13 protein-coding genes are annotated in these 18,576 nt (G+C 57.1%); all 13 read left to right on the plus strand.

What is annotated here, in order from left to right; all coding sequences use genetic code 11:
• Positions 1 to 18 precede the first annotated feature (18 nt).
• The 13 genes from DL346_RS25040 (at position 19) to DL346_RS25100 (ending at position 18,495) form a co-directional block, all read left to right on the plus strand.
• Positions 19 to 882 (plus strand): AraC family transcriptional regulator, encoded by an 864-nt coding sequence (locus tag DL346_RS25040; protein WP_165822661.1) that lies wholly within the window; start codon positions 19 to 21, stop codon positions 880 to 882.
• Between the two features lie 215 nt (positions 883 to 1,097).
• Entirely contained in the window at positions 1,098 to 2,246 is a 1,149-nt protein-coding gene (locus DL346_RS25045) for a glycoside hydrolase family 172 protein (RefSeq protein WP_112885134.1), read from the plus strand.
• A gap of 177 nt (positions 2,247 to 2,423) precedes the next feature.
• On the plus strand, positions 2,424 to 4,079 hold the full coding sequence (locus DL346_RS25050; protein ID WP_112885135.1) for an extracellular solute-binding protein: 1,656 nt from the start codon (positions 2,424 to 2,426) through the stop codon (positions 4,077 to 4,079).
• Between the two features lie 113 nt (positions 4,080 to 4,192).
• Positions 4,193 to 5,089, plus strand: a complete 897-nt coding sequence (locus DL346_RS25055; protein WP_112885136.1) for an ABC transporter permease — start codon at positions 4,193 to 4,195, stop codon at positions 5,087 to 5,089.
• A gap of 18 nt (positions 5,090 to 5,107) precedes the next feature.
• Positions 5,108 to 5,989: a carbohydrate ABC transporter permease gene (locus tag DL346_RS25060; RefSeq protein WP_112885137.1), complete on the plus strand. Its 882-nt coding sequence runs from the start codon at positions 5,108 to 5,110 to the stop codon at positions 5,987 to 5,989.
• An 18-nt stretch (positions 5,990 to 6,007) separates the two neighbouring features.
• Positions 6,008 to 7,777, plus strand: coding sequence for a sensor histidine kinase (locus DL346_RS25065; RefSeq protein ID WP_112885138.1), 1,770 nt, complete (start codon positions 6,008 to 6,010; stop codon positions 7,775 to 7,777).
• Entirely contained in the window at positions 7,752 to 9,398 is a 1,647-nt protein-coding gene (locus DL346_RS25070) for a response regulator transcription factor (protein WP_112885139.1), read from the plus strand. The genes DL346_RS25065 and DL346_RS25070 overlap by 26 nt, the downstream gene beginning before the upstream one ends.
• 47 nt (positions 9,399 to 9,445) lie before the next feature.
• Complete coding sequence (locus tag DL346_RS25075; protein WP_112885140.1) at positions 9,446 to 10,432, plus strand: alpha-galactosidase; 987 nt, start codon at positions 9,446 to 9,448, stop codon at positions 10,430 to 10,432.
• A 21-nt stretch (positions 10,433 to 10,453) separates the two neighbouring features.
• The gene (locus DL346_RS25080; protein ID WP_112885141.1) at positions 10,454 to 12,358 is read left to right on the plus strand and encodes a discoidin domain-containing protein; all 1,905 of its coding nucleotides are present in this window, start codon (positions 10,454 to 10,456) and stop codon (positions 12,356 to 12,358) included.
• A 4-nt stretch (positions 12,359 to 12,362) separates the two neighbouring features.
• Positions 12,363 to 14,774 carry an alpha-L-rhamnosidase-related protein gene (locus DL346_RS25085; RefSeq protein ID WP_112885142.1) on the plus strand — a complete coding sequence of 804 codons (2,412 nt, stop codon included), beginning with the start codon at positions 12,363 to 12,365 and terminating at the stop codon, positions 14,772 to 14,774.
• A 118-nt stretch (positions 14,775 to 14,892) separates the two neighbouring features.
• Positions 14,893 to 15,879, plus strand: coding sequence for an ABC transporter permease (locus DL346_RS25090; protein WP_240633412.1), 987 nt, complete (start codon positions 14,893 to 14,895; stop codon positions 15,877 to 15,879).
• A 9-nt stretch (positions 15,880 to 15,888) separates the two neighbouring features.
• Positions 15,889 to 16,758 carry a carbohydrate ABC transporter permease gene (locus DL346_RS25095; RefSeq protein ID WP_112885144.1) on the plus strand — a complete coding sequence of 290 codons (870 nt, stop codon included), beginning with the start codon at positions 15,889 to 15,891 and terminating at the stop codon, positions 16,756 to 16,758.
• Between the two features lie 96 nt (positions 16,759 to 16,854).
• Positions 16,855 to 18,495, plus strand: coding sequence for an extracellular solute-binding protein (locus DL346_RS25100; RefSeq protein ID WP_112885145.1), 1,641 nt, complete (start codon positions 16,855 to 16,857; stop codon positions 18,493 to 18,495).
• The last annotated feature ends 81 nt before the right edge of the window (positions 18,496 to 18,576 follow it).

Consider the following 18,576-nt stretch of genomic DNA (forward strand, 5'->3'; position numbering starts at 1 on the left):
ATGTTGGAGGGGAGCGGAATGATGAGCGGCAAAGATGCATTCGAGAGCAGCGCGAGACCCTTCGCGTTCGATTACCGGCTGAGGTCGGACCGGCCTTTCGACGGCTACTACCACAGCCATCTAGCAGCCGAGCTGCTGTACGTGCACCGGGGCCGGGGGAAGGTCGTCGTTCGGGAGCGGACCTACGAGCTGAAGGCAGGTACGCTGTTCTTCTTCCAGCCCGATCAATTGCACCGGGTTCATGCGGAGATCGATGCCGAAGCGCCTTACGAGCGCACCATTCTGCATTTCATGCCGCCGGTGCTGGAGGAGCACCTTCGCGCGTTCCCCGAGCTGCACCGTTTCTTCATGCAGCTGTGGCAGGGGCGGCTTGTCCGTCAAGCGTTCGAGCTCGGTGAGCGAGGAGAGCTGCTGGAGCAGCTGCTTCGTTATTTTGCCGATCGGATCGGAGGGACCGCGGGTTGGCAATCGGAAGAAGGGACGCTGTTCTTTGCCCAGCTCGTCCAGCTCATTCGTACGATGGCGGAGCAGTCAGCCCCGGAAGGAGGGGCGGTACCGGGCGGAAGCGCCAGGCATTCCGAGCAAATCATGAAGTGGATAAACGCGCGCTACCAAGAAAAGTTTGATCTCGAAGAAATGGCGGGCGCGCTGCACCTGTCCAAGTTCCATCTCTCCCGCGTGTTCCGGTCCGAGACGGGTAGCAGCATTACCGAATACTTGATCGCCCGGCGCTTGAAGGAAGCCTGCCGGCTGCTTCGCGCGACCGCCCTTCCGATCGAGATGATCGGCATGGAGGTAGGCATCGGGAACGCCTCGTATTTCTCTCAGCTGTTCCGTAAACAGATCGGCGTCACTCCCCATGAGTACCGCATGCGAAAATAGTAAATGATGTAAAACCCGCCAAACCCAGGCCAGTGCCGGCACCCCGCCGATACTGGCTTTTTCTGCGTTTATTGAATTATCGATACGATCGTAGATTTTGAAGATTTACTTTCGTCCTGCCGAAAGCGAACATCAAACTACGAACAAGAAAGCGCGTTCATGGATGGCGAGCGCCTGATCAGGCAAGCAGCCAAGCAAATGGAGGGAATGAAGACATGAAACAAATGGATGATCTATATAAGCTTCGGTCAGGCGTCCGCAGCAAGCGGATTTCCAGCTATGACCGTTCAGGCGGGAATGACGATTCCGTGCCCGTGCCGCCGGGCACGAGGAAGGAACTGGCGCGGATCGAAGGGGCGGGCATTATCCGTCACATCTGGATGACCCACAGCTCGCCCGATCCGATGATCCGCCGCAATGCGGTCATCCGCATGTATTGGGATGGAGAGACCGAGCCAAGCGTGGAGTCCCCCCTTGGCGATTTCTTCGGCCAAGGCTGGGGCGAGCAGTACAATTTCACGTCGCTGCCGCTGGCCGCGGCGCCGAGAAAGGGCTACGCGCTGAACTGCTATTTCCCGATGCCGTTCGGCAATGGCGCGGTCATTGTCGTCGATAACGAATCCGACCAAGAGCTGGATTCGCTCTATTTCTATATCGACTACGAAGAACATGACGAAATCCCCGATGATGCCGGACGTTTCCACGCCCAGTGGAGGCGCGAGCTTACGGACGCGGATCCAGAGCAAGGAGAGAACGAGCATCTGGGGCTCGTGCCGCAGCGGCCAAACCAGAGCGATGAGCACAATTATGTATTCGCGGATATCGAGGGCAAAGGCCATTTTGTCGGGCTCCAGTATTACGTGGATAACCCGAGCACGATGTGGTACGGCGAAGGCGACGACATGTGGATGATCGACGGCGAGGCATGGCCGGGCTCCCTGCACGGCACGGGAACCGAGGATTTCTTCAACACGGCCTATTGCCCGGACGAACAGTATTTGCACCCGTATTTCGGCTATGCCAAAGTGCCGGATAAGATCGGCGGCTTTCTTGGACGCACGCACAGTTACCGGTTTCTGCTCGAGGACCCGATTTATTTTGACAAATCCTTGCGGGGCAGCATCGAGCACGGACATAACAACTGCCTGACGCTGGATATCGTGACGGTCGCGTACTGGTACCAGACCGAGCCGCACAAGCCGTTCGGGAAACTACCTGGCCGGGCAGAGCGGCAGAACAAACCGGCGATCACGCTGCATGACATTCACTACTGGAGGCAGGAATACCGCAAGGCGTTCGGCGGCTGCACGAAGCTGTGGGGAGACGAGTGGCGGACGCGCAAGCCGGGGGAGACCGGAGGCTAATAAGCGCCCCATAAACGAAGCTTATTTTTGACTTCCATTGCGCTATCTTGACTTTCTCGCTCCGATGTCAAAATCGGGCAAGCGGCGTAAAGAAGTTCGCGTATACAACGCGCCGCCGCCGTTCTATCTTGGAGTCGTACACATCCACAATCCCAATCAAGGAGGCAGGCGGACGATATGGCGAGATGGAAACAGATCATGCTTGTGCAGTTGGCGGCGACGGTAATGCTGGTGACGGCGTGCAGCAGCAACAGCAATGAGGGGAACAATGGCGGGTCAAGCACAGACGAGACAGGAAAATTCGATCCACCGATTACGGTAACGGCGATTCGGGACCAGCCATCGTCGATGGCGTTCAAAGAGGGCGAAGATTTCGAGAACAACAACTACACCAAGGCGTACTTGGAAGAGCTGGGCGTCAAAGTGAAGTACAACTGGATCGTGCCAGAGGACCAATTCGAAGCGAAGCTCAATATCGCGATCTCCTCCGGCGACCTGCCCGACGTGTTCAGAGTCAACGCCTCGCAGCTGAAACAGCTTGTCGATGCCGGCATGCTGGCCGATCTGACGGACGTTTACGAGAAATATGGCTCCGAGCTGACCAAAAAATCGATTGAGATGGGCCAACTCGCCAAAGCCTCCGCGACGTTCGACGGCAAATTAATGGCGCTTCCGCCGGATGAGGACTACGACGGCAGACTGAGCTTCCTCTGGGTGCGGACGGACTGGCTGAACAAGCTGAACCTGCAGCCGCCGAAGACGTTCCAGGAGCTCGAGAACGTCATGCGCGCGTTCAAAACGCAGGACCCGGACGGCAACGGCAAGGCCGACACGTACGGCATCGCGCTCACGAAGGATTTGTACGGCAACGGCGTCGGCGTTTCGTCCGGCGTGTTCAGCGCCTTCCATGCGTATCCGGGCATCTGGATCGAAGGTGCGGACGGCAAGCTCGTCAACGGCTCGATTCAGCCGGAAGTGAAAGCAGCGCTCGCGAAGCTGCAGGAATGGTACAAGGAAGGGCTCATTGACCGCGAATTCGGCGTCAAGGATAGCAACAAGGTCGGCGAAGACTTCACGGCCGGCAAAGTCGGCGTCAACTTCGGCGCGCTCTGGAATTCGCTCTGGCCGCTGCAGGACAGCGTGACGAACAACGCGCAAGCGGACTGGGGCGTATGGCCGCTCGTATCGGCGGACGGTCAGCCGGCGAAGAACAGCGTCAATATCGAATTCGACCGCTTCACGGTAGCAAACAAGAAGATGAAGAATCCGGAAGCGCTCATCCAGCTGTTTAACCTGGACAACGAGAAGCTGTTTAGCGGCAATGCGGACGCGACGAAATTCCACAGCGAAGTCGTTGGCGATAAAACGTACGAGCACTTCTTCGAGCGCGTCGTCATGGACGCAGGGTCGAACCCGGTCGGCGGCAACTTCGGGCACTACAAGAAGGTGACCGCCGCATTGGACGCGAACGATCCGGCGGGGCTCAATCCGGAGCAGAAGGGCTATTACGACAAAATCGTCTCCTTCAACGGCGGCGACCGCGCGGGCTGGGGAACGCTGCGCGTGTTCGGACATGACAGCTCGTACAAGGTGATCGAAGAAATGTATAAGGACAAAACGCAGAGCCTGGAGATCTCGAAGTTCTACGGCGCGCCAACGAAGACGATGGTCGAGAAGAAGGCGACGCTCGAGAAGATGCAGCTGGAGACGTTTACGAAGATCATTCTGGGCGCTTCGCTCGATACGTTCGATAAATTCGTCGAGGACTGGAAGAGCCTAGGCGGGGATCAGATGACGACGGAAGTCAACGACTGGTACGCGACAAACAAATAGGCCGGAGCTGCCTGCCGAGGCCCCAATAGATAAAGGAGAAGACAGGCAGGAACAACTGCCTTTCTTTTTCTTTATCGGCAGATTTTAAATCCTACAGACCGAGGTGAACCGCGATGCGAAGCAAACGGATCAAGGAAATGCCGCTGCATCTCATGCTGCTGCCGGGCGCGATTCTCGTCCTTATTTACTGCTACGGGCCGATGTTCGGGATCATTATGGCTTTTCAAAATTTCAAGCCGGCCTTTGGCTTCTTCCGTTCGGAGTGGGTCGGCTTCGGGAACTTTACGTATATCTCCGACCTGCCAAGCACCTTTCAGGTGCTGTACAACACCGTCTACATCGCCCTGATGAAGATCGTCGCCGGACTGGTAGTGCCGATTGGGATCGCGATCCTGCTGAACGAGATCGGCAAGACGTTCATCAAGCGGTCCATCCAGACGCTCATTTATTTGCCGCATTTTCTGTCCTGGATCATTCTCGGAGGCATTCTGATCGACGTGCTCTCGCCTTCCTCCGGAATCGTGAACCGCGTGCTCGAAGGAATCGGGCTGCCGTCGGTATATTTTCTCGGGGATAACCGCTGGTTTCCGTTTACGGTCGTCGTCACCGACCTGTGGAAGGAATTCGGCTTCGCCACGATCGTCTATTTGGCGGCGCTGACGTCCATCAATCCGAACCTGTACGAGGCGGCGATCGTCGACGGGGCGAACCGGTGGAAACAGACGTGGCATATTACGCTGCCGGGCATGATGCCGATCATCGTGCTCCTGACGACGCTGAGCTTGGGGAACATTTTGAACGCCGGCTTCGACCAGATCTTCAACATGTATTCCCCGCAAGTATTCGAGAGCGGTGATATTATCGACACGTTCGTGTACAGGCTCGGCTTGGTCGACGCGCAATTCGGACCGGCTACGGCGGTCGGGCTGTTCAAATCGATCGTGTCGCTGGCGTTCATCTCCGTATCTTACCTGCTGGCTTATCGTCTGGCCAACTATCGCATTTTCTAAAAGAAGGCGGTGCGTGACATGCGAGCTCAACTCGATAGCAGAAAAGTGTTTCAAACGGCTAATTATACGTTCTTAATCGGCATCTCCCTGCTCTGCATTCTCCCGTTCATTCATGTGCTGGCGATTTCGCTAAGCTCCAAAACGGCCGCGGCGGCCGGCTCCGTCCTGTTCTGGCCGGTAGGCTTCACCTTCAAATCGTACGACTACGTGCTGTCCAAGCCGGCTTTTGTGGACGCGCTCCTCATAACGCTGAAGCGGGTGGGGCTTGGCACGCTGATCAATATGTTCTTAACGATCTTAATCGCTTATCCGCTCGCGAAGGAAGTACGGGATTTCAAGTACCGGACGGCATATGCCTGGTATTTCGTGCTGACGATTCTGTTCAGCGGCGGGCTCATTCCGACGTACATGATCGTAAATAAAACGTATCTGATGGATACGATCTGGGCTTTGATTATTCCCGGTGCCGTGCCCGTGTTCAACGTCATTCTGCTGCTGAACTTCTTCCGCGGCCTGCCGCGCGAGCTTGAGGAAGCGTCGTTCGTGGACGGAGCGGGTCACTGGACCGTACTTTGGCGTATTTTGGTACCGCTTTCCGCGCCTGCGCTGGCGACGATCGTTCTGTTTACGATTGTTGGCCATTGGAATTCTTGGTTCGACGGCTTAATCTTCATGAACCGTCCGGAAAATTATCCGCTGCAAAGCTATTTGCAAACGGTAATCATCCAGCAGGATCTGCTTCGGGTAGCTTCTCAAAGCCTTGATTCGCTCGCCGAGGTATCGGAGCGAACGTCGAAGGCGGCTCAGATCTTCATGGGGGCGCTGCCGATTCTGCTCGTTTACCCGTTTCTGCAAAAGTATTTCATCAAAGGCATCGTCCTGGGCAGCGTGAAGGAATAACCGAGGGAGGAACGTGGAATGAAACGGCTGAGAAGCTCTCCGTATGATCCGATCTTTATTAAAATCATGCTTTCCTTCTTCGCCGTGGTCATTCCGATGTTCGCGATCGGGCTCGTACTGAACCTGAAGGGAGCGGCAAGCGTCCGGGAGGAAATCACGACGATGCTGCAAACGAAGGTCCGGTACGACATGAACACCTTGGAGGCGGAGCTCGACCGGATGATCGGTCTGCAGTACGAGATGGTCGTCGACAACGACCTGCTCTACTTGAGCGTCGCGGATCCCGTGCTGTCGGAGAACGAACGGCGGACCGCGATTCTGAACCTGCAGCGCAAGCTGCTGATGATCCGCAATTCGAGCAGCTTTATCCGCAGCGCTTCCGCATATATTCCGCTCATTCGCCGCACGATTTCGTCCGACAGGCTGGTCGATGATTTGGAAAGGAAGACGTTCGACGGCCTCGTCACGAGCGACCGGAGAAAGAGGGGCGAAATCGTTGAGTGGAACAACCGTCTGTTTATCGTCAAGCGGCAGCCCGACCTCGGCCAAGGCAGCGATCCGATCGCCCTGCTGTCGCTGGAGTTGAGCCGAAGCGCGATCGCATCGGAGCTGACGCGCTTCAGCGGCAACTATGACGGCGGCATGGTACTGCTTGGCAATTCGCTCGATTGGCGCATTGATCAAGGCGCGGGCGAGAAGCTTCCGGCCGCGCTCGAAGGAGCGTTCGAGCAGATGATGAAAGGCCGTGAAGGCTTGACGACCATTGAATTGGACGGTCAGCGGTTCATCGTCGCGCAACAGCAATCCGGCCGATTGGACGCAACGCTGCTGCAATTCATTCCGGAGGCCGAAGTGCTTGGGCCGCTGAAGCAGTATCGCATTTGGCTGTGGCTGCTGTCCTTGCTGTCGCTGGTGGTCATCCTGTTCTACTCCTTTTGGATGCACCGGCTGATCCACAAGCCGTTTAAAGCTATGATCGTCGCGTTCCGAATGCTGGAGCTCGGCAATTTGGGACTGGATATCAAGCACCGGAGCAACGACGAGTTCCGGTTTCTGTATGCGCAATTCAATAAGATGGTCAGGCGGCTCGAAGCGTCCATCCAGGACGTCTACGTGCATAAATACAGAGCGCAGAAGGCGGAGCTCAAACAGCTGCAATCCCAAATCAATCCGCACTTTCTGTACAACAGCTTCTTTACGCTAGGCAGAATGATCAAGCTGCAGGACTACGACAATTTGATGCCCTTCGCGAATCACTTGGGCGAATATTTCAGGTTTATTACCCGGGATACGAAAGAAGAAATTCCGCTGGAGGATGAAGCGAATTTCTCACGGTCCTTCGCGGAAATTCAAAATATACGCTTTCACAAACGGATTCAGGCCGAGTTCGGCCAGCTGCCGGAAGAGGCGAAAGGCGTAACCGTTCCGCGGCTCATCATACAGCCGATCATCGAGAACGCCTATAAGCACGGCGTCGAGAACAGGCCGGAGGGCGGCACGGTAACGATCGGCTTCCGGCTGGAGCGGGAGCAGGTAATCGTCAGCGTGGAGGATAACGGGCAGGAAATCGACGCAGTCGCCATTGCGAGGCTGGAGAAGGCGCTGAACGACCGGTCGGAAGGTTTGGAGAGCACCGGCATGATCAACGTTCATCGGCGCCTGCAATTGAAATACGGCGAGGAAGCCGGCCTTCGGCTGTCCGAGGGCGCCGGCGGGGGCCTTCGCGTCGACATTGTCATTCCGTACCAAAGGGGGCGGTTCGATGTTCAAAATCATGATTGTGGATGACGAGCCTTACATCGTAAGCGGTTTGCAGGATCTCTGCGAAGATATGCAGGAGTACGAGTTGGACGTTTTTTGCGCCTACTCCGCAACTGAGGCGGTCGCGCGGCTGCAATCGACGCGGGTGGACATTCTGCTTACCGATATTCAAATGCCCGGCATGAGCGGCCTGGAGCTTGCGCAGAAGGTGCGGGAGTGGTGGCCGAGGACGAAAATCATTTTTCTGACCGGCTACAACCAATTCGATTACGCCCAGTCCGCGCTGCGGAGCGAGGCCGTCGACTTCTTGCTTAAAACGGAGGACGAAGCCAAGATCGTCGCGGCAATCCGCCGGGCGATCCGCAAATGCAGCGAGGATTCGGAGGAGAGCCGTTTGATTGAGGGCGTTAAACAACGCCTCAGAGCGGCGATTCCGGTGCTGCAGAAGGATTTGCTCCTGCGGTTGGCTCAGGGAGAGACGTTATCGATGGAGAGCCGGGCGCAGAAGTTCGCGGAGCTCGGCATTCCGCTTGACGCCGCCGCCGACTGTCTGCTTGCCATCGGCAGAGTGGATGAGTGGAAGCATGCGGCTGGTCCCTATGACCGGTCGCTGCTGTTGTACGGCATACAAAATATCGCCGAGGAGTTTCTATCGCCAGCCATACGGTTTCAGGCCGTGATCGGCGACGCCGGCGATTTCATCTGGTTCATGCAGCCTGGGGCAGCAGGGGATGCGGCGGATGAAAGCTGGAGCCGCTGCGTCTCCTTCGTGCACGGCACGATCGATGCGATTCAAAGCGCCTGCCGGTCGCTCTTGAAGCAACCGGTCTCCATCGCGGCCGGGAGCGCGCCGGCCCCCTGGCACAGCGTGGCCGCGAAGGTGCGAGAGTTCTCGCTGCTGCTGGCGGAGGGTCTTGGAACCGGCGGCGAAATGCTCGTGCTGGAGAATGCGGACGCCCGGGCGTCGCGCGAAGCCGCCGCAGAATCGGCGGAGCAGCTGCTGCTGTCGGGACCGGGCCAAGCGGAGATGATGGACCGGCTGCTGGATGGCGGCAAGCAAGAGGAATTCCGGAAGCTTGTGCTGGAAGCCTTCGCCGGGATCCCCTCGGGCCGGGGCGATCTGCGCAAGGAAACCTACTACGCCGTGGCGTTGAGGCTTTACGCGTATGTGAACCGGCTGCGGAGGAGAAGGGAAGGCGAGCTCCCGGCGCGCTTTGATCTGTTGTTCCACTATGAGCGCCATGCGGGCGAAGCCGCGGCGGTCTGGTATTTGCTCGACGCCGCGGCGGAGTTGTTCAGCCACCGCAGCGACGAACAGGAAGAGCGGACGAACGAGCTGGTGCTGCGGCTGCACGATTACATCGAGCAGCATCTGTCCGGGGACGTGTCCTTGACGAGACTGGGCGAGGTCGTTTCGCTCAATCCGAGCTACCTGTGCCGGCTGTATAAGCAAATTACCGGCAGCATTCTGACCGACTTCATTGCCGAAGCGAAGATCGGCAAAGCGAAGGAGCTGCTCGTAAAGAGCGGACAGCTGCGCATTACCGATATCAGCAAGGCCGTCGGCTTCGATTCGCCGGCCTATTTCTCGCGGTTTTTCAAGAAATATACCAAGATGACCCCGCAGGAGTACCGCGACCGGTATTAAGCCGAGCTGCGGGCTTTCTGTTCACTAAGATGGAGAGGGATAAGACCATGACTACAACTATCCAGCAGCATTCGCTCTTCCGATTCGAGGAGCGCGCATCGTTTGGCATCAGCGCTGTGAACCCGTTTCAGGAGGAGCGGGCGTTCCGGTTCGAAGGAAACGATCCGAAGCTGTATTTGGGCGACGGGTCGATTGTGCGGCATATAAGCGATTTTGCTTGGGTCGGCCGTGAAAGCAAGGACGGCGGGGAAGCCGTCGTGTTCCGGCTGCAAGACGAGCAGTTCGCGCTGCGCCTTACGTGGATCTATCGCGTGGAGGAGCATAAGGCCAGCTGGCGGCTCGAGCTTGTGAATGAAGGCGAGAGCGAAGTGGCTCTTCGCCATATCGACCTGTTTGACGCTGTGGCGGATGCGCCGGTCCGCCAATTTGAACAGCGCATCCGGCTAGATCTTGGAGAAGCGGACTGGATGGAGGAGAAGGACGTCAATCACGCCACCGGCTACCCGGTCAATATCGGCAATCGCCTCTTTCTTGGCGTCGATTGGCCCGTTGCGGACGTCCTGACGGATGGCGGCCGGATCACCTGCCGGCAGTATTGCGCCGATACGCTGGCGCCGGGGCAGACGTTCCGGAGCCGTACGGTCACGGTCGGCGCCTGCGAGGAGGGCCGCATGTCGGAGCGGTTCCTCGCGCATTTGAAGGATCTGCGCGGGAGGGAAACAAGACGGGCGAGCTTTTATTTCTCGTGGCTGACCCATTCCTGGGAAGGCATGACGGATCGGGAGCTGAAGGTGAATCTCGATTTCTTCGAGCGCGCCAAGTCCGCTTTCGGCATCCATTTCGATATTTACGCCGTCGATGCGGGCGTGATTGAAACGAACCATTACGGCTACGAACGATACCGGCTCATGCACGAGAAGCTGCTGCCGAACGGGCTGAAGCCGCACGCCGATCGGGTGAAGGACATGGGCATGGAATTCGGCATCTGGATCGGCCCGAACGAGTTCGGCGAGAAGGGAAGCCGCGTGGAGTAGCGGATCGAGGACGTAACCCGCATGGTGCGGGAGTGGAATGTGTCGCTCATCAAGCTGGATACCGCCGTGGCCCAGCTGCTTGGCGACGATCCGTACGAAAACGAGCACGCCATGCGGGGGCTCGAACGGCTGATCGCCGAGTGCCGCAAGATCAACCCGGCGCTTCTCGTCATTAATCATCGTGCCAGCTACTCGCCGTACATCCTGACGATTCTGGACTCCACGCTGTGGGAGGGCCGTGAAACTTATCCCGACGTTCACATGGTCAATCACGACAAGCCGCGGCTGTTCACCCGCTATGCCCAGCACGGCTTCGGCGAGCCGACCTACTTCGGCGTCTACAGCGAGCTGCTGGAAGATTGCGGCATTTGCATCAACGGCGATGTGGCGGGCTGGGCGGACGAGACGGTCATTCATGCGTTCGGCCGTTCGCTGATGCTGTCCCCGGAAGCGTACGGAACGCTGTTCCTGCTGAACGAAGCCGAGCTGACCGCGTTCGGCAGGCTGCTGCGTTTGGCGGATGAGTTCCGCGCATCGCGTACGCAGACGAAGTTCGATTCGTCATTAAATATGTACATTCATCGCCATGGCGCTTCGCGGGCGCTGCTTTGCATCATGAATGATTCATGGGATAAAGCGTGCAAAGAAATCGCGGTGGACGAGGTGTTAAACCCGGGGGCGAAGCGGGTCAAAGCGGTGATGCGCTATCCATGGCGGCTGGACGGCGAGCTGCCAAGCGCAATCGTAAGCAGCGGCGGCAAGCTGCGTGTCGAGCTGCATCCGTTCGGCGTGGCGCTCGTTGAGCTCGTGCCGGCGGAAAGCGATTGCGATGAAGGCTGCGAGGCCGTGCTTTCGACGCTTCTAGCTGACCGTATGTCCAGCGCGTCCATTTGCCTCGGCCGATTTGAGCGCGAGCTGCTGGATGCCGCGTCCGAAGGCGCCGCGGAACGGACCAAGTTCGCGCTGCGCAGCGACCCTGCGGAGGAACAGCTGCTGCAGCGCCTCGCACCGTCCGCGTATCCGGAAATTACCGCTGTCCGAGAAGCGTTCCGGGACAAAATCAAGAAGCTGCACGGCATCGCCGCCAATGCCTGGGACGGTGACGATCAAACCGCATGGGGCGATCCGTGGCACTGGAAGCATCTCGACAACATCTGGCGGATCGATCTGGGCGAACCGATCGATGCCTCCGGCATCGAAATTACCCTTTCGCAGCGTTCGCCGGGCGGCGTATTCGAGGAGGATGAGGGCAGGCGGCTTGCCGATCCAGTGCTCATCGAAGCTTCGGCTGACGGCTTATCGTGGGTACCATGTCACGCAGTCGTATTCCGCGAGCGCCAAGGCTTCCACAGATCCTTCACGTCCTTAATCGCCGGAGATTTCCCGGCGCTTGGCGCGAAGGTCCGTTATGTCCGGATGCATGTGAGCGGCGTGCTTGTCCAGAACATTTCAATAAAGGAACGCAAAAACGGGCAGCCGGTTGAGGCCGACCGTTCGCAATGGCGAGGCAACAATCTGTTAACGGCCCGCAAGCCGGTTCAGCTTTACGCGAATTCATTCACGATCGAGCAAGCGTACGACGGCTCCTATCTGGCTGTCGTCTGCCGGCTGCCCGAAGGCGTGAAGGTTCCGCTTATGCAGGAGGTTGCCGTCGCATGGTTATCGGTCGAAGGAGGCGAGGAGCTGCCTCTGATCGACGCCAGCCCGACCTTCCCGCTGCACGGCTGGGAATGGAATACGCTGCATGAAGGAAACGCTTGGGTACTGCGCATGCCGGTCCGCCCCGAGTGGCAGGGCAAGACGGCGGAGCTCAGGCTTGCCTGGTACGGACCTTCGTTCGGCAGCAAGATGCCCGCGCAAGACGCAGAACCGCAAGTAACAGGCTATATCGTCACGACAGCAAACGGCGAATGGATGGAGGGGTAATGCCATGGAAGATATGAGAGATTGGCAAGCCAAATGGATATGGCGGCAGGAGCTGCCGCATGCTCGCGATCACGAGCTCGTTTATTTCCGGCGCAGCTTCATGGTGAACGGGGAAGGCTGCAAGCTGACCGTGCATGTATCCGCCGACAGCCGATATCGGTTGTACCTGAATGGGGAGCCGGTATCGGTCGGCCCATGCAAGGGCGATGCCTATACACATTATTACGAAACGGTCGATCTCAGCGGCAAGCTGCTGCCGGGGCGGAACGTGCTCGCGGCGAAGGCGCTGCATTACGGGGGCACAAGCCCTTGGCGGATGGCGGAGCACGGTCCGGTATCGGTATGGCGCTCGGAAGCCGGCGGCTTTCTGCTGGAAGGAGCGGTTACGGCGGCCGGCGGCGAGCTGATCGAGCGGCTGGACACGGACAGCTCCTGGCGCTGCTTGAAGGACGAAGGCTACGGCTATGTGCCCGTACCGATGATCCAGTGGGCCGGCGGTCTGGAAAGCGTCGATGGCGAGAAGCAGCCGCAGGGCTGGGAAACGTCGGCGTACGATGACAGCCATTGGCCGGCCGCAGTTCCGTTCTATGATGTGCGCAATGATTGGGGCGAACTATCGGCATGGCCGTTGGAGCCGCGGCCGATTCCGCCCCTCTACGAGCGGACGAACGGCTTCCAAGGCATTACCTATCTGGAGGGCGCTGCGGAAGCGGCGCTCTCCTCCATGCTCGGACCGGCATCAGAATCAGCAACGCCGCAGGGGCTGGAGCTTCCGCCGAACAGCCGCATGGTCGTGGAGCTCGATGCGGGCCAGCTGACGACCGGTTACATCCGGCTCGAAATGACGGGAGGACAAGGAGCTGTGCTCCGGCTCTTGTGCTCGGAGTGCTACGAGCCGGAGAATTCAACGCGCGGCAAGCGGATTAAGGGCATCCGGAACCAAACCGAGGGCGGCAAGCTGATGGGCGAATATGATACCTATCGGGTTGCCGGGACAGGCAGCGGCGCGGAAGACCGGAAGCCGGAAGCCTACGAGCCGTTCTGGTTCCGCACCTTCCGGTTTATCCGGCTTGAAATCGAGACCGGGCTGCAAGAGCTCTCGTTAACAAGCATCCGTTACCGCGAAACGGGCTATCCGCTGGAGGTAGAGAGCGAATTCGATTGCTCCGATCCGCAATTCCGCGCCATGTGGACGATGGGCATCCGCACGCTTCAGCTGTGCATGCATGAAACGTACGAGGATTGCCCGTATTACGAGCAGCTTCAATATACGAAGGATACGCGCCTCATGATGCGCTACCAGTACGGCATCAGCGCCGATGACCGGATGGCTCGGCGCGCGCTGCATGACTTTCACAGCTCGCAGCTGCCGAGCGGCATGCTGCAGTGCCGTACGCCTTCCATGTACACGCATATCATACCGGCCTTCTCGTTCGATTGGATTTATATGCTGCAGGAGCATTTGGCTTACTTTGGCGATCTTCAGCTTGTCCGCCGGTATCGTCCGACCGTCATCGCGCTGCTGGATTGGTTCGAGCGCAAGCGGACGGCGGAAGGGCTTGTCGGCGGAATGCCGCCGCGGTACTGGACCCATTTCGATTGGGTGAACGAATGGCCGGGCGGAGCGCCGCCGCTGCCGAAGGATCAGCCGATGACGCTGCACAGTCTGATGTACGCAGCGGCCTTGAACGCCGCCGCCGATCTGATGCAGCATTCCGGCTGGGGCGAGCTTGCGGCCGAGTACCGGGACAAAGCAACGGACGTCAATGAGGCGGTTATCCGGGCCTGCTGGTCGGAGGAGAGACAGCTGTTCGAGGATGCGCCGAATAGCGGCAGCTTCAGCCAGCACCCGCAAGTATGGGCCGTCCTGTCCGGGTTGATCGAAGGGGACGAGGCCCGGCGGCTGCTCAGGCGGGCGCTTCGCGTTGAAAGCCTGCCCGTGATCTCGCTGCCGATGACGTACCAGCTGCTGCGAGCACTGGATATGACCGGTTTATACGACGAAATCGGGACGGCGTATTGGGAACGCTGGCGTAAATTCATCGGCTTGGAGCTCACGACCTTCCCCGAGGAAGACATCGTAGGGCCGCGAAGCGACTGCCATGGCTGGAGCGCGCTGCCGCTATCGGAGTTCTCGGCCCGTATTCTGGGGGTTTCGCCGGGAGCGCCGGGCTTCGAGAGAATCGTCGTTCGTCCGGTCCTCGGCAAGCTGACTTGGGCCAAAGGAAAAGTAGCGACGGTGAAGGGTCCGGTATCCGTCGAGTGGAGGCTGGAGGACGGTGAATTCGCCATTCGCGTGGAGGGGCCGAACGTTCCGATCGAGCTTGCGCTGCCAGACGGCACAACCCGGGCGTTCCTCGGAAAAGGCCAGTATTCATGCGGGATTTCGAAAACTTCCGATCATCTTCATTCGTAACTTTTCGATATGAACAGGAAGGAATCATCATATACACGTGGGTTCAAATGGTGTTGTATTGGAGGTGTAAAGCGCTTGCAAAAATAACTGCGACAGAAGGAAGGGGGAAACATAGGCATTGAGAACAGAGGCCATGTTGAAGGGATCGGCGAAGACCGCACCCGAGCGTAACAGCGGGACGACTAGACGGACATTGGCGGGGAAAGTCATCTTTCATCTCAAAAGAGACCGCCTGCTGTATCTCATGTTGATACCTGTGTTGGCGTATTACGTCATCTTCGTTTATAAGCCGATGGGCGGCTTAGTTATCGCGTTTCAGGACTATTCGTTGTTCAAAGGAATTAGGGGCAGCGAGTGGGTATGGTTTGAAAATTTTGAACGGTTTTTCCAAAGTCCGTATTTTTTCCGCAACTTAAAGAACACGATCATGATGAACTTGACCCAGACCCTGATTGCGTTTCCGGCTCCGATTATTTTGGCCTTGATGCTTAACGAGGTAAAAAGTTACGGCTATAAACGGATCATTCAAACGCTAACGTATTTGCCGTATTTCGTCTCAGTGGTCGTCGTGGCGGGGATCGTCACGAATTTTCTGGCTCCGACGAACGGTCTCATCAATATCATTCTCGATAAACTCGGATTCGAGAAGGTGTATTTTCTCACCTTGCCGGAAATGTTCCGACCGGTCTACATTTTGTCCTTCGACATCTGGCAGAACATCGGGATCGGCGCCATCATCTATATCGCGGCGCTGGCCGGCATCAATCCCGAACTGTACGAAGCGGCTTCCATTGACGGAGCGGGCCGCTGGAGAAAGATTTGGTCGATCAGCCTTCCGGGCATTTTGCCGACGGTGCTGGTGCTCCTGCTGCTGAATATCAGCAATTTCATAGAGGTCGGGCACGAAGCAATCATTCTTCTCTACCAGCCGGTGACTTACGAGACGGCGGATGTGTTCAGCACATATGCGTACAGAACGGGATTATCGCAAGGCAACTATGACTTAGGCGCAGCCGTCGGCTTGTTTACGAACACGGTCGGCTTCGTACTGGTCGTAATCGCGAACTGGATCAGCAGAAGATTCGCGGGTAACGGATTATGGTAGGTGATAAGGATGAATAGACAAAAGAAGCAAGATTGGTTTCCCGTTATCAACGCTATTTTGCTAGGCTTGCTTGCGATCTGCTGCCTGTATCCGTTCATTTACGTGCTGTCGGCTTCCTTCAGCTCGTCGGAAAGCGTGTCGGCAGGAAGAGTGTGGCTGTGGCCGGTCGAAGCGAACGTGGAATCTTATGTGAAAGTTTTTGAGCAAAAGCAAATCTGGATCTCTTACGGCAATACGATTTTCTACACCGTCGTAGGTACGTCGATCAATTTGCTGCTTACCGCCATGGGAGCCTATCCGCTGTCCAAGCGGAGACTCGCGGGCCGCAGCTTCTTCGGTTTCTTCATCGCCTTTACGATTCTGTTCGGGGCGGGGCTGATTCCTTCTTACTTGAACTATAGGGATCTCGGCCTCATGGACAGCCGGTGGGCGATTCTGCTTGGCGGTGCGGTATCGGCGATGAACCTGATTATCTTCAGGACGTTCCTGCAGGAAATTCCGGAGGAGCTTGAAGAATCGGCGAAGATTGACGGCGCGAACGACTGGACGATTCTGTGGAAGGTATTTCTGCCGCTGTCCCGGCCTGCCTTGGCGACCATCGGGTTGTTCTACGCGGTCGGACACTGGAACTCTTACTTTATGGCGATGATTCTCCTGCGCTCGGAGAGCAAAATACCGCTGCAGGTGTACTTGAATAAAATCATCGTGCAGCTCCAGGTTCCCGAGGAAATCAAGAAGACGATGGACGTCATGCCTTATTCGCCGGAAACGGTCATTTACGCCACGATCATGGTGGCGGTCATCCCGATTATTCTGGTTTATCCGATGATACAGAAGCATTTCGTCAAAGGCGTTATGATTGGATCGCTTAAAGGTTGAGCTGACAGAGTTTGACATCGTCAAACTCCCCGTCACAGGCTAGTATTCTCCGGGCTTTGCTCTTAGAATAGTAAATACAAATCAGGAGGGGTTTCATTGAAAACACGCAAATGGTTGACAATTCTTACCTGCACTGTTCTGCTTGCCGGTTTAGTAAGCGCTTGCTCAAAAGACAACAATACAACGAGCAATGAAGCGTCGAACAACGCAAACGAATCAAACGCGGCGAACACATCCCAAGCCGACGCAACGAATGCGGCAAACGCGCCGGCAGAAGAGACGCTTGCAGGCAGCCTGATTACGAAAGATCCGCTTCAATTGACGATCCATATGCATTACGGCAACCGCTGGGCATTTGACGACAACTGGTCCGTCTTCAAGGAAGCCGCGAAGCTGACGAACGTTTCCCTGCACGGTACGACGCCGACAACGGGTACGGACAGCTACGAGATGGCTAACCTTATGCTAGCTTCCGGCGAATTGCCGGACATTATTCATGGCTTCCATGATTGGATGAGGCAGCAAGGTCCGGAAGGCGTGCTGATCGACCTGAAGGATCTCATCGACCAATACGCGCCGAATATCAAGAAAATGATGGACGCGGATCCGGGCATCGAGAAATACGCCCTTGCTTCGGACGGCAAAATGTACTTTATTCCATCCGTCGTGCCGCAGGACAACATTGTCGCTAAAGGCTGGATGATCCGCCAGGACTGGCTGGATAAGCTGCAGCTGCCGGTACCGCAAACGTATCAAGACTATTACAACACGCTCAAGGCGTTTAAGGAAAAAGACCCGAACGGCAACGGCAAGGCCGACGAAGTGCCGTACATGAGCCGAAACACGAGCGGCGTACAAGATTTGCTGATCTTCTGGGACGCGGATTACGGCTGGAAGCTGCGCGACGGCAAAGTCGCATGGGGACCTTCCGAACAGCAGTTCAAAGACGCGTTAACAAATATTGCGAAGTGGTATAAGGAAGGCTTGATCGACAAAGAAATTTTCACCCGCGGCCCGCAAGCGAGAGAAGAGTTGTTCGGCGCGAACGTCGGCGGCTCGACGCACGACTTCATGCAAAGCTCGACGAAGTTCAACGAGACGCTCGCGGAGCAGGTGCCTGGCTTCAAAATGCAGCCGATTGCGCCTCCTGCGAACGTGAGCGGCCAGCACGTAGAGGAAACGAAAAACTCCACGTACCTGCTGCACGGCTGGGGAATCAGCTCGAAGAGCGAGCATCCGGTCGAAGCGATCAAATACTTCGATTTCTGGTACGGCAAAGAAGGCGAACAGCTTGCGAACTACGGCGTGAAGGACGAAACCTATACCGCCGATGCCAGCGGCAACATCGATCTGACGCCTAAGGTCAAGGAAGGCAACCTGCTTGAAAACTTGAACCTGGTAGGCGCGCAGCTCGAATACCCGCATACGGTCGATCCCACGTTCAGCCGGTTCCAAAACACGCCGATCGTCAATGAAGCATTCAAGATGTACACGGAAGGCAACTATCCAAGGGAGCAATTCCCGGTTCTGTCCTATTTGGAAGACGAGCAAAAACGGTACGACGAGATTCTCGGCGCTATTAATACGTACGTCAACGAAATGTTCCAAAAATGGGTCATGGGCAACCAGCCTGTAGACGACAAGACCTTCGACGCTTTCGTCGGCAAGATGAAAGAAATGGGGCTTGACGAGATGGTGCAAATTCAACAAGCGGCTTATGACCGATATGTAAAATAAAGCCACACGAAACCGGGAAGTCCGAGCCGAAACGGGGCGGACCTCCCGGTTATCGAGTTTTTTGTACGGCAAGCGTGGAAG

Origin of the sequence: Paenibacillus montanisoli (assembly GCF_003268025.1) — a bacterium.
Classification (GTDB): Bacteria; Bacillota; Bacilli; order Paenibacillales; family Paenibacillaceae; genus Paenibacillus_Z; species Paenibacillus_Z montanisoli.

Coding starts and splice junctions, on each gene's coding strand:
- DL346_RS25040 (WP_165822661.1), top strand. CDS start 19: ATGATGAGCGGCAAAGATGCATTCGAGAGCAGCGCGAGACCCTTCGCG.
- DL346_RS25045 (WP_112885134.1), top strand. CDS start 1,098: ATGAAACAAATGGATGATCTATATAAGCTTCGGTCAGGCGTCCGCAGC.
- DL346_RS25050 (WP_112885135.1), top strand. CDS start 2,424: ATGGCGAGATGGAAACAGATCATGCTTGTGCAGTTGGCGGCGACGGTA.
- DL346_RS25055 (WP_112885136.1), top strand. CDS start 4,193: ATGCGAAGCAAACGGATCAAGGAAATGCCGCTGCATCTCATGCTGCTG.
- DL346_RS25060 (WP_112885137.1), top strand. CDS start 5,108: ATGCGAGCTCAACTCGATAGCAGAAAAGTGTTTCAAACGGCTAATTAT.
- DL346_RS25065 (WP_112885138.1), top strand. CDS start 6,008: ATGAAACGGCTGAGAAGCTCTCCGTATGATCCGATCTTTATTAAAATC.
- DL346_RS25070 (WP_112885139.1), top strand. CDS start 7,752: ATGTTCAAAATCATGATTGTGGATGACGAGCCTTACATCGTAAGCGGT.
- DL346_RS25075 (WP_112885140.1), top strand. CDS start 9,446: ATGACTACAACTATCCAGCAGCATTCGCTCTTCCGATTCGAGGAGCGC.
- DL346_RS25080 (WP_112885141.1), top strand. CDS start 10,454: ATGGTGCGGGAGTGGAATGTGTCGCTCATCAAGCTGGATACCGCCGTG.
- DL346_RS25085 (WP_112885142.1), top strand. CDS start 12,363: ATGGAAGATATGAGAGATTGGCAAGCCAAATGGATATGGCGGCAGGAG.
- DL346_RS25095 (WP_112885144.1), top strand. CDS start 15,889: ATGAATAGACAAAAGAAGCAAGATTGGTTTCCCGTTATCAACGCTATT.